We start from the raw sequence: 11,590 nt of genomic DNA, 5'->3' as shown, positions 1-11,590 counted from the left end.
CGGTGGACATGTTTTCCTGGCAGGCGGGGCTGCCGACAACACTTCTGAGCCTTGCGTTCGGCTATCTCCTGGGCTCGATCCCATTCGGTCTCATCCTTACACGCATGGCGGGGCTCGGCGATGTCCGCAAGATCGGCTCGGGCAATATCGGCGCGACGAACGTGCTCAGAACGGGCAACAAGAAGCTCGCCGCCGCCACACTGCTGCTCGACGCGCTCAAGGGCACGGCGGCAGCCGCCATCGCCTCCCGCTGGGGTGTTGAAGCCGGCATCGCCGCAGGGCTTGCGGCCTTTCTCGGGCATCTCTATCCGGTCTGGCTTTCCTTCAAAGGCGGAAAAGGCGTCGCGACCTATATCGGCGTGTTGCTCGGGCTCGCGCCCGTCATGGTACTGGTCTTCGCCGCGATCTGGCTCGCCTTGGCGCGAATCACGCGCTACTCCTCGCTGTCGGCTCTTGTTGCGACCGCTGTCGTCCCGATTGCGCTTTATGCGGCGGGATACGGAAAAGTGGCCATAGCCTTTGCCATCATGACGGTCATCACCTGGATCAAGCACCGCGCCAATATCCAACGGCTCTTGAACGGCACTGAAAGCCGGATCGGAGAAAAGGGTTAATGCTGAGCGGCAGCGTGCGACGAAGCGGGATTGCGCTGACGGAACGGCAGAAAATCGCCTGGCTGCGGCTGATCCGCAGCGACAATGTCGGGCCCGCCACATTCCGGGATCTCATCAATCACTTCGGCACGGCGGAAGCCGCGCTCGATGCCCTGCCGGAGCTTTCCCGGCGCGGCGGATCGGACCGCTCGGTTCGCATCGCGACGGCAGACGATGCCGAGCGCGAGCTCGAAATGGCGCACCGGTTCGGGGCCGTCTTCGTCGGCATCGGCGAGCCCGACTATCCGCCGGCGCTGAGGGAAATCGACGGCGCTCCTCCGCTTCTCGCCATGAAGGGCAACCTCAAGGTCGCCGCCCGTCTCTCGCTTGGCGTCGTCGGCTCCAGAAACGCCTCGGTGAGCGGCGCTAAATTCGCCGCCATGATCGCCCGCGACGCGGGTGCTGCTGGCTATGTCATCACCTCCGGCCTTGCTCGCGGCATCGACACCGCGGCCCATCGGGCGAGCCTGCACACCGGCACGATCGCGGCGCTGGCGGGCGGCCTCGACAGGCCCTATCCGCCGGAGAATGTCGGATTGTTGCAGGAGATCGTCTCCGGCGAAGGATTGGCCATCAGCGAGATGCCGTTCGGCTGGGAGCCACGTGCACGCGATTTTCCTCGGCGAAACCGGCTTATCGCCGGGGTCAGCCTGGGCGTTGCCGTCGTCGAGGCGGCCAACCGCTCGGGGTCGCTGATCACGTCCCGCTACGCCGCCGATTTCGGCCGGTTGGTTTTCGCCGTTCCCGGCTCGCCGCTCGACCCGCGCTGCCATGGCACGAACAACCTCTTGAAACAGGGCGCGATCGTCACGACCTCTCCGGCCGATGTCGTCGAGGCATTGGCGCCTCTCAGCCGGGATGACCTCTTCACGCGTTCGAGCAGCAATTTGGACGTCAAGGAGCCGGCGGTCGAGACTACGCAGCCGACGCCAAGGGCCCCGGACGACAGCGATCGCTCGTTGATCGTCGAAGCGCTCGGGCCCACGCCGGTCGACATAGACGATGTCATCCGCCACACCGGGCTCTCCGCGTCAGCCGTCCATCTCGTACTGGTCGAGCTGGACCTCGCCGGTCAGCTCTGCCGCCACGGGGCCAATCTCGTATCCCTCGTCCCGGTGGATTGAGGTTTGTTGCGGGCATCGTCGATCCCTCGCAAACCGCCCGAGAAACGACCAACGGTTGAGGCAACTCGAATGTTGCCGTGTGGTTGCGCTCGATAGCGATATCGCTATTTTCGATGAAACCCCTTGACCGCGCCCGAATCCCTGTCCATGTCGTGCGTCGATAATGGGCACGCAGGACTTGCGCTTTGCCGGAACAGATTGTCTCAGAGTATGACGATGAATGTTGTAGTGGTGGAATCGCCTTCCAAGGCCAAGACGATTAACAAGTATCTCGGCCCCGGCTACAAGGTGCTTGCTTCGTTCGGCCACGTGCGGGATCTGCCTGCCAAGGACGGGTCGGTTCGCCCCGACGAAGACTTCGAGATGTCATGGGAAGTCGACGGCGCCTCAGCAAAACGGATGAAGGACATTGCCGACGCGGTGAAGTCGTCCGACGGATTGATCCTCGCGACTGACCCGGATCGCGAAGGTGAGGCAATCTCCTGGCACGTGCTGGACCTTCTCAAGAAGAAGAAGGTCATCGGCGACAAGCCGGTCAAGCGCGTCGTCTTCAACGCGATCACCAAAAAGGCTGTGCTCGACGCTATGGCGGAGCCGCGGGACATCGACGCCTCGCTGGTGGACGCCTATCTCGCCCGCCGTGCGCTCGACTATCTCGTCGGCTTCAACTTGTCGCCCGTTCTCTGGCGCAAGCTGCCGGGCGCGCGCTCGGCCGGCCGCGTGCAATCGGTGGCACTGCGTCTCGTCTGCGATCGCGAGGCGGAAATCGAGCGGTTCGTCTCCGAAGAATACTGGAACATCTCGGCGCTCCTGAAGACGCCGCGCGGCGACGAGTTCGAAGCGCGGCTCGTTTCGGCCGACGGCAAACGGCTGCAGCCGAAAGCGATCGGCAATGCAGACGAAGCCAACCGGCTGAGGGCCCTGCTCGACGGCGCGAGCTACGTGGTCGAAAGCGTCGAGGCCAAGCCGGTCAAGCGCAATCCCTCCCCGCCTTTCACCACCTCGACGCTGCAGCAGGCCGCGTCCTCGAAGCTCGGCTTCTCGGCCACACGCACGATGCAGGTGGCGCAGAAGCTCTACGAAGGCGTCGATGTGGGCGGCGAAACCGTCGGTCTCATAACCTATATGCGTACCGACGGCGTGCAGATGGCGCCGGAAGCGATCGACGCCGCTCGCCGGGCGATCGGCAGCCAGTTCGGCGAACGCTACCTGCCGGAAAAGCCACGCTTCTATTCCACCAAGGCGAAGAACGCCCAGGAAGCGCACGAAGCGATCCGCCCGACGGATTTCAACCGCACGCCCGACCAGGTCCGCCGCTTCCTCGACGGCGACATGCTGAAGCTCTACGACCTCGTCTGGAAGCGCGGCATCGCCAGCCAGATGGCGTCTGCCGAAATCGAGCGGACAACCGCCGAGATCCTGGCCGACAACGGCGGCAAGAAGGCGGGCCTCCGGGCGACCGGTTCGGTTATCCGCTTCGACGGCTTTATCGCCGCCTACACCGACGCGAAGGAAGACGGCGAGCAGGCGGATGACGAGGACGGCGGCCGCCTGCCGGAGATCAATGCGCGCGAAAATCTCGCGAAGCAGAAGATCAACGCCACCCAACACTTCACCGAGCCGCCGCCGCGCTATTCGGAAGCGACGCTCATCAAGAAGATGGAAGAACTCGGCATCGGCCGGCCCTCGACCTATGCGGCGACGGTCAGCACGCTCATCGATCGCGATTATGTAGCGATCGACAAGCGCAAACTGGTACCGCAGGCCAAGGGTCGGCTGGTGACGGCGTTCCTCGAGAGCTTCTTCACCCGCTATGTCGAGTACGGTTTCACCGCATCGCTCGAGGAGAAGCTCGACCAGATTTCCGCCGGCGAGCTCAATTGGAAGGACGTGCTGCGAGAATTCTGGAGGGACTTCTTCTCCCAGATCGAGGACACGAAGGAACTGCGCGTCACCAACGTGCTCGATGCGCTGAACGAAGAACTGGCCCCACTCGTCTTCCCGAAACGCGAGGATGGCGGCGACCCGCGTATCTGCCAGGTCTGCGGTACCGGCAAGCTCTCGCTGAAGCTCGGCAAATACGGCGCCTTCGTCGGTTGCTCCAACTATCCGGAGTGCAACTACACCCGCCAGCTTTCGTCCGAGAACAACGGCGATGCGGAGGCGGCCGTATCCAACGAGCCGCAGAGTCTCGGCAAGGATCCGCACACCGGCGAGGAAATCACCTTGCGCAGCGGCCGCTTCGGTCCTTACGTCCAACGCGGCGACGGCAAGGACGCCAAGCGTGCCAGCCTGCCGAAGGGCTGGACACCGGCGACGATCGATCACGAAAAGGCCGTCGCCCTTCTCTCGCTGCCGCGCGACATCGGCAAGCACCCGGAAACAGGCAAGATGATCTCCACCGGCATCGGGCGCTATGGGCCGTTCGTGCTGCATGACGGCACCTACGCCAATCTCGATTCGGTCGAGGACGTCTTCTCGATCGGGCTTAACCGCGCAATTTCGGTGCTAGCGGACAAGCAGTCCAAGGGCGCAAGCGGCGCACGCGGGCGTACCGCTGCCGCATCCCTGAAGGAACTCGGGGAACATCCCGAGGGCGGCGCGATTACTGTTCGCGACGGCCGCTTCGGCCCCTATGTCAATTGGGGCAAGGTCAATGCCACGCTGCCCAAGGGCAAGGACCCGCAATCCATCACGGTCGAGGAGGCGCTTGCGCTTATCGCCGAGCGCGCAGCGAAGGGCGGCGCGACAAAGGCGAAAGGAAGCAAGGTAAAGGCGGCTTCGACGAAAGCCGCCAAGGCGAGGTCGGTCGGGACTGCAAAGTCCGACAAGCCGAAAGCCGCTCCAAAGACGAAAACGGCCGCGAAGGCCAAGAAGGGCTGACATTGACCAGACTCCCGCGCGACCCGACCGAAACGCCCGGAAAGGGCGCAGGCAAGAAAAGCGGCCGCGCGGCCAGGACGACAGCGGCTGCCGAGAAGGAGACGATCGTTCAAGGCGTCGTCCCGCCCCGCGATGTGCTGATGCGCTTCATCGCCGAAAACCCGCAACAGGCCTCAAAGCGCGAGATCGCCAAGGCTTTCGGCCTGAAGGGGGAAGCGCGCGTGGAACTCAAGGCGGTGTTGCGTTCGCTGGAAGAGGACGGCCTCGTCGAAAAGAAGCGCAAGTCGCTCGTCCGTCCCGGTGGGCTTCCGCCTGTCGCCGTGCTCGACATCACCATTCGCGACATCGACGGCGACCTGATCGGCCGGCCGGCCGAGTGGTTGGACGACGACGGCGTTGCGCCGGCAGTGCTGATCCGTCAGTCGAGCGTCGCGAAGACAAAAGGCAAGGCACCGGTCGGCGGTCTCGGCGACCGGGTGCTCGCCAAGATCTTTCCCTCGAAGGAACGCGGCGGCCCCGCATACACCGCGCGCATCATCAAGGTGCTCGACAAGCGCAAGGACGCCGTACTCGGGGTCTTTCGAGCCGCCCCCGGTGGTGGCGGCCGGCTGATGCCGATCGACAAGCGCGGCGAGGAAGTCCTCGTGGATGCCGAGTTTACCGGCGAAGCCAAAGACGGCGACCTCGTCGAGGTGCATCTCGCACGGATCGGCCGTTACGGCCTGCCGCGCGCCCAGGTGCAAACCGTCATCGGCTCGGTCGCCTCCGAAAAGGCGATCTCGATGATCGCGATCCATGCGCACGGCATCCCGCACGTCTTTCCGGAGCGCGTGCTGAAGGAGGCCGAAGCGGCGCAGCCTGCGACGATGGCGCATCGCGAGGACTGGCGCTCGCTGCCGCTGATCACGATCGACCCGGCGGACGCCAAGGATCACGACGACGCCGTCTACGCCGAACCGGACCCGTCGCCCGACAATCCCGGCGGCGTCATCGTCACGGTCGCGATCGCCGACGTCTCCTGGTACGTCAAGCCAAAGTCGGCGCTCGACCTTGAAGCGCTGAAACGCGGAAACTCCGTCTACTTCCCAGATCGCGTCGTGCCGATGCTACCCGAGCGCATTTCCAACGACCTCTGCTCGCTAAAGGAGGGCGTCGACCGTCCGGCGCTCGCCGTGCGGATGCGATTCTCCAGGGAGGGTCGCAAGGCCGGCCATACGTTTCATCGCATCATGATGCGAAGCGCCGCCAAGCTCTCCTACCAGCAGGCCCAGGCCGCAATCGACGGAGCTCCGGACGAAAAGACCGGCCCCATTTTGGAGCCGATCCTAAAGCCGCTGTGGGAAGCCTATCGCATCCTCACGCGCGGACGGGAGCGGCGCCAGCCGCTCGAGCTCGACGTGCCGGAGCGCAAGATCATCTTGAAGCCGGATGGCACCGTCGACCGGGTCTTCGTCCCGGAGCGTCTCGATGCCCACAAGCTCATCGAGGAAATGATGATCCAGGCCAATGTCGCGGCGGCCGAAACCCTGGAGCAGAAACGTCAGGCGCTGATCTACCGCGTCCACGATCAACCCTCGCTCGCCAAGCAGGAAAGCCTGCGCGAATTCCTGGCAACGCTTGACATCTCGCTTGCCAAGGGCGGCAACATGCGCGCAAACAACTTCAACGGCATCCTCGCAAAGGCGGATGGCAAGCCCTACGAGACGATGGTCAACGAAATGGTGCTGCGGTCGCAAAGTCAGGCGATCTACAGCCCGGAAAACATCGGCCATTTCGGTCTCAACCTGATGCGCTACGCGCACTTCACCTCTCCGATTCGGCGCTATGCCGACCTGATCGTCCACCGGGCGCTCGTTGCTTCGCTTGGCCTTGGCGAAGGTGGAATCACGCCGCAGGAGGAAGGCGTGCTGGATGACATTGCCGCCGAAATCTCCACCTTCGAACGACGCGCGATGGCAGCCGAACGCGACACCGTTGATCGGTTGATCGCCCACCATCTGAACGGCCGCGTCGGAGAAGAATTCGACGGGCGCGTTTCAGGGGTCACCAAGGCGGGACTTTTTGTCACCCTTCCCTCCTATGGCGCCGACGGCTTCATCCCTATATCTACGCTCGGGCGCGACTATTTCATCTATGACGAAGCGCATCAGGCCCTCTCCGGGGAGAAGTCCGGTCTGGGCTATCGTCTCGGCGACCCGGTTCGGGTCAAGCTGGCAGAGGCAGTTCCACTTGCAGGCGCGCTCCGCTTCGAGATGTTAAGCGAGGGGCGAAAGATGCCGACGGCGATGCGCTCCTTCCACAAGGCCGGTCGGCGCCAGCGATCGAGCGACCGCAAGCGGCCGGGAACGCGAGCGCCGCGCGGGCGGCGCTGATGGCCGGATGCGCCGGCCGTCCGGTACGAAGGATTTGGGCATGAAGGCAACGGCGACGGAGATGGTCCGACTTGGTGGAGCGGAGAGCGATGAGCGGCCAGTCGGCCGGTCGATGAAGCGCGGCTTTTTCGGGACCTGCCCGGCCTGCGGCCGCGGCCGCCTGTTTCGCGCCTTCCTCAAATCGGTGGACGCTTGCGATGCCTGCGGCGAACGCATGGACCATCACCGCGCCGACGACTTCCCGCCTTATATCGTCGTCACCATTGTCGGCCATGTCGTGCTTGGCGGCTATATGATGACCGACCTAGTGCTGCCGCTTTCGACGTGGCAGCACCTGGCGATCTGGGCGCCGGTGACGCTTGCCAGTGCCGTCGCCCTCATGCAGCCGGTCAAAGGCGCCGTCATCGGGCTGCAGTGGGCGCTGAAAATGCACGGCTTCGGTGGCCATGAGGACCGGCCCGAGGACACCCTGCCGCCGCGGGATCCTTCCGCATGACACCGGAGCGCCGGGGCGACGACTCCGTGCAGCAGACCGAAACACGAAAACACCCGTGGGTGAGACCGCGCGACGCGGCCTCCATCATGCTTCTCGACCGATCGGGCAGAGGCGTCCGCGTGTTGATGGGAAGACGGCACAGCGCCCATGCCTTCTTGCCGGATCTCTATGTTTTTCCCGGTGGCCGCCGCGATCCGGACGATCACCGTCTGGGATTTACGGGCGATCTTCACCCTGCGGTGCTGCGATCGCTCAAGGTGACACACGGGCAGCCGATTACCGATAGTCGCGCTCGGGCGCTCGCACTGGCCGCCGCCAGGGAACTTTACGAGGAGGCGGGCGTGAGCCTCGGCAAGGCACACGGCCGGAAGAGCGCATCCCTTCCTTTCCTTCCCGATCTTTCGAACTTGCGCTATATGGCTCGAGCCATTACCCCTCCGGGACACCCGAGGCGGTTCGACACGCGGTTCTTCGCGGTTTTCGCGGACGAAGCCGAGATCGATCCCTCGCTGGTTCTGGAAAGCCGGGAGCTTCAGGATTTGCAGTGGATCGATGTCAGCGATTTTTCCTCCCTCCATGTGCCGGAGATCACCGCCATCATCCTTTCGGATCTGAGAAGCGGGCTCGAATCGGATCCGTCCCTCGCGCCTGAAAGGGCCGTACCGTTCTACTTCACGCGCCACGGGCGCCCCGTTCGCACGCTTTTCTGAGGATTCTTGCCGCATGTCGAAGCCGCCGCCCGGTACGCCTGCACCGGTTGACGAAATCCACTGGCCGTCGCTGATCGCGGCGGTCGCTTCGATCACTGCCGTCGGCATCGCGATCGGCCTCGGGCTGCCTCTCCTCAGCATCATCATGGAAAAGCGCGGCGTCGCCCCGACGCTGATCGGGCTGAATTCCGCGATGGCCGGCCTTGCCTCGATGGCAGCCGCCCCGTTCACGACCAAATTTGCGCATCGTCATGGCGTCGCGCCAACCATGCTTCTCGCCATAGTGTTCGCGGCGGCGAGCGCGCTTGGCTTCTACTACATCACCAATTTCTGGCTCTGGTTCCCCTTACGCATCGTCTTTCACGGTGCGATCACTGTTCTCTTCATTCTCTCGGAATTCTGGATCAATGCGACGGCCCCGCCCAACCGGCGCGGCTTCGTGCTCGGCATCTACGGCACCGTGCTGTCGCTCGGCTTCGCGAGCGGTCCCCTGCTCTTTTCGATCCTGGGCAGCGAAGGGGTCCTGCCCTTCGCCGTCGGCGCCGGCGTAATCCTGCTTTCCGCGATTCCGATCTTTCTGGCACGTAACGAAAGCCCGGTGCTCGACGAGAAGCCGGGGCGCCACTTCATGCGTTATGTCTTCCTGGTGCCGACGGCGACGGCAGCCGTCTTTATCTTCGGCGCGGTCGAATCGGGCGGCCTCTCGCTGTTTCCGATCTTCGGGACGCGCGCGGGCTTCACCGAATCGCAGGCCGCCCTGCTCCTGACGGTGATGGGCATCGGCAATTTCATCTTCCAGATTCCACTCGGCATGCTTTCCGACCACGTGAAGGACCGCCGACGGATCCTGTCGGCGCTGACGTTGATCGGCTTCGTGGGCGCCCTCTTCCTGCCCATGCTCATCGAGAGCTGGTTCCTGATGGCGCTGGTGCTCCTGTTCTGGGGCGGATGCGTCTCCGGCCTCTACACAGTCGGCCTCAGCCATCTCGGCTCACGGCTTCAGGGAGCGGATCTCGCCGCCGCGAATGCTGCCTTCGTTTTCTCCTACGCCGTCGGCACGGTGGCGGGACCGCAGGTGATCGGCGCGGCGATGGACGTCACCGGCAATAACGGCTTTGCCTGGGCCATCGCGGGTTTCTTCGGGCTTTATGTGGTTCTTACCCTCGCCCGCATGGTTTTGAATCCAAAACGGCCTTGACTTTTCGGCCGCGATTTGTAGTTTCGCGCCAACCTTGACCGTGGCCCGCAACCGGTTGTCCACGGCTTTCATTTTTTTATAAAGGCAGGACGACCATGGCGAAAGCTACCACCATCAAGATCAAGCTGCTGTCGACGGCCGACACGGGTTACTTCTACGTCACGACCAAGAACAGCCGCACGATGACGGAAAAGATGACGAAGACGAAGTACGATCCGATCGTCAAGAAGCACGTCGAATTCAAGGAAACGAAGATCAAGTAAGATCGCCATTTCCTGTTGATCGAGGAGCGCCGCCGTCAAGGTCGGCGCTTTTTCTTTTCGGCTGCGCCCAGATATGTTGCGCAACACTGTGCAGCAGTAGAAAAACGAAACGCCGCTTCTTTCGAAGCGGCGTTTGCGAAAGGGGGTCGGCTGGTCCCGGCTGCGGCACGAGGAATCCGCGAATCGGAAGCCAGCCGACCGACCCCACGACCCAGGAGATGCGGCGGACCTGAGCATCATGGGGTAACCGATAGCTATGGAAGTCCTACTTCCTCGCTTATCAGCATTGCCTGAAAATGAAAAAAAATCAACGAATTCTTAAACGCCGAAGCAGGTTGCTCGGCGTTTGGTTAATTCTGTCTCAGATTCGGACAGCCCCCGAACCCATCGCCCATGGAAGTGCGTTGCCCCAGCACAGCGACGCGGCAGAGAATACAACCTAAGAGAACCTTGGCAAGAGGGGGAGAATGAGCGCTTCGCGATCGCCGAAGAATTACGTTCGGAGTGATCAGGCGGCGGCGGCAACGACCCGGTTGCGACCACCGTTCTTCGCCTGATAAAGAGCCATATCGGCCCTTTTCAGGAGAGCCTCGGCCGTGTCCCCTTCAGGCCTCAGGCTCGCGATTCCAAGCGATGCCGTGACGCTCAGGACCGTATCTGCACGCGGAATGTCGAATCCGCGACTCTCAACCATTAGTCGAAGGCGCTCCGCGACGATCGCCGCCATCTCTGGCGTCGTGTCGGGCATGACGATCACGAACTCCTCCCCGCCGAAACGGCAGGCAAGATCCGCTCCCCGAACGGTAGCGCGAACACGATTGGCAAATTCGCGCAGCACCTCGTCGCCCGCATCGTGGCCATAGGTGTCGTTCACACGCTTGAAGCGATCGATATCGGTAATGCAAATCGACAGCGGTCGACCGCGCGCGCCCGCCCGATCCATCAGCAGTTTAAGATGGCCGTCGAGATAGCGTCTGTTGTGCAATCCGGTGAGATCGTCCGTAATCGCCAATTCGATCGTCTGCTGCACGCTCGCGCGCAGACGATCATTGCAGAGTTTGCGCCGGATCTGTGTGAGAGAGCGAGCGACCAGTTCGTTTGGATCGACGGGACGCATGATATAGTCCGTCACGCCGAGCTCTAGTGCGCGGACGATCATTTCGTCGTGACCCTGCTCCGTGACCAGCAGGAGGGGAATGAAGCGTGTCCGCTCGAGCGAGCGCAGCTGCGAGCACAGACGCAGCGGGTCGTAGTCGTCGAAGTTCGCGTTGACGATCACGAGATCGAAACTGTTCTCGGCGGCCTCGAAGAGAGCGGCCTGCGGATCCGAGATGACGGAAACCTCGGCAATCGGGCTCAGAGCGCGCACGAGCCGCTCCTGCGAGGAGGCCCGGCCATCGACGAGCAGGATATTGCCGGGCTCATCCGGGCGGTCGAGCCGCGCGAGTTCCTGCAGCCCGATCGTATGGGCGGTCTGCGCCCTCAGGCGCAACTCGTCGCTGACGTTCTTCAGCCGGACGAGACTTTTCACCCGCGACATCAGTTGCAGATCGTTGACGGGCTTCGTCAGGAAGTCGTCCGCTCCGGCCTTCAGTCCGCGCACGCGATCCGAAGGCTGATCGAGGGCCGTCACCATGACGACCGGAATATGCGACGTGCGGCTGTTCGCCTTCAGCCTCTCGCAGACTTCGAAGCCATCCATACCTGGCATCATGATATCGAGCAGGATCAGATCGATCGGCGTCTTCTCGCAGATCGCCAATGCGGAATGCCCGTCCCCGGCCGTCAGAACGTCGAAATATTCGGCCATTAGCCGCGCTTCCAGCAGCTTCACGTTGGCTGGTACATCGTCGACGACGAGGATACGCGCAGTCATATCAATATTCCCGGC

At 63.1% G+C, this 11,590-nt stretch carries 9 protein-coding genes; 8 read left to right on the top strand and 1 reads right to left on the bottom strand.

Annotation, left to right across the window (positions count from 1 at the left end):
- The first annotated feature begins 2 nt into the window (after positions 1-2).
- The 8 genes from plsY (at position 3) to rpmG (ending at position 9,699) form a co-directional block, all read left to right on the top strand.
- Complete coding sequence (gene plsY, locus AYK65_RS06590) at positions 3-614, top strand: glycerol-3-phosphate 1-O-acyltransferase PlsY (RefSeq protein ID WP_139793136.1); 612 nt, start codon at positions 3-5, stop codon at positions 612-614.
- Positions 614-1,777 carry a DNA-processing protein DprA gene (gene dprA, locus AYK65_RS06585; protein WP_046118295.1) on the top strand — a complete coding sequence of 388 codons (1,164 nt, stop codon included), beginning with the start codon at positions 614-616 and terminating at the stop codon, positions 1,775-1,777. The genes plsY and dprA overlap by 1 nt, the downstream gene beginning before the upstream one ends.
- Before the next feature lie 216 nt (positions 1,778-1,993).
- Positions 1,994-4,660, top strand: a complete 2,667-nt coding sequence (gene topA, locus AYK65_RS06580) for a type I DNA topoisomerase (RefSeq protein ID WP_026612485.1) — start codon at positions 1,994-1,996, stop codon at positions 4,658-4,660.
- Between the two features lie 2 nt (positions 4,661-4,662).
- Positions 4,663-7,032 carry a ribonuclease R gene (gene rnr, locus AYK65_RS06575; protein ID WP_026612486.1) on the top strand — a complete coding sequence of 790 codons (2,370 nt, stop codon included), beginning with the start codon at positions 4,663-4,665 and terminating at the stop codon, positions 7,030-7,032.
- A gap of 40 nt (positions 7,033-7,072) precedes the next feature.
- Positions 7,073-7,528, top strand: coding sequence for a DUF983 domain-containing protein (locus tag AYK65_RS06570; RefSeq protein ID WP_026612487.1), 456 nt, complete (start codon positions 7,073-7,075; stop codon positions 7,526-7,528).
- Positions 7,525-8,238: an NUDIX hydrolase gene (locus AYK65_RS06565; protein ID WP_081158063.1), complete on the top strand. Its 714-nt coding sequence runs from the start codon at positions 7,525-7,527 to the stop codon at positions 8,236-8,238. The genes AYK65_RS06570 and AYK65_RS06565 overlap by 4 nt, the downstream gene beginning before the upstream one ends.
- Before the next feature lie 13 nt (positions 8,239-8,251).
- Positions 8,252-9,436, top strand: a complete 1,185-nt coding sequence (locus tag AYK65_RS06560) for an MFS transporter (protein ID WP_046118296.1) — start codon at positions 8,252-8,254, stop codon at positions 9,434-9,436.
- Between the two features lie 95 nt (positions 9,437-9,531).
- Complete coding sequence (gene rpmG, locus AYK65_RS06555) at positions 9,532-9,699, top strand: 50S ribosomal protein L33 (protein WP_026612490.1); 168 nt, start codon at positions 9,532-9,534, stop codon at positions 9,697-9,699.
- A gap of 508 nt (positions 9,700-10,207) precedes the next feature.
- On the opposite strand, the gene AYK65_RS06550 is transcribed toward rpmG, so the two are convergent.
- A complete protein-coding gene (locus AYK65_RS06550) occupies positions 10,208-11,575 on the bottom strand; it encodes a PleD family two-component system response regulator (RefSeq protein WP_026612491.1) in 1,368 nt (455 codons plus the stop codon).
- Between the last annotated feature and the right edge of the window lie 15 nt (positions 11,576-11,590).

It is taken from the genome of Ensifer aridi, from assembly GCF_002078505.1.
Classification (GTDB): Bacteria; Pseudomonadota; Alphaproteobacteria; order Rhizobiales; family Rhizobiaceae; genus Sinorhizobium; species Sinorhizobium aridi.
Note: the sequence above shows the minus strand (reverse complement) of the source record. Positions and strands in the feature narration are given on the sequence as shown.

What these genes read in the sequence shown, in the direction of transcription:
- AYK65_RS06570 (WP_026612487.1), top strand. Translation starts at nt 7,073, where the DNA reads ATGAAGGCAACGGCGACGGAGATGGTCCGACTTGGTGGAGCGGAGAGC.
- dprA (WP_046118295.1), top strand. Translation starts at nt 614, where the DNA reads ATGCTGAGCGGCAGCGTGCGACGAAGCGGGATTGCGCTGACGGAACGG.
- topA (WP_026612485.1), top strand. Translation starts at nt 1,994, where the DNA reads ATGAATGTTGTAGTGGTGGAATCGCCTTCCAAGGCCAAGACGATTAAC.
- AYK65_RS06550 (WP_026612491.1), bottom strand. Translation starts at nt 11,575, where the DNA reads ATGACTGCGCGTATCCTCGTCGTCGACGATGTACCAGCCAACGTGAAG.
- AYK65_RS06560 (WP_046118296.1), top strand. Translation starts at nt 8,252, where the DNA reads ATGTCGAAGCCGCCGCCCGGTACGCCTGCACCGGTTGACGAAATCCAC.
- AYK65_RS06565 (WP_081158063.1), top strand. Translation starts at nt 7,525, where the DNA reads ATGACACCGGAGCGCCGGGGCGACGACTCCGTGCAGCAGACCGAAACA.
- rpmG (WP_026612490.1), top strand. Translation starts at nt 9,532, where the DNA reads ATGGCGAAAGCTACCACCATCAAGATCAAGCTGCTGTCGACGGCCGAC.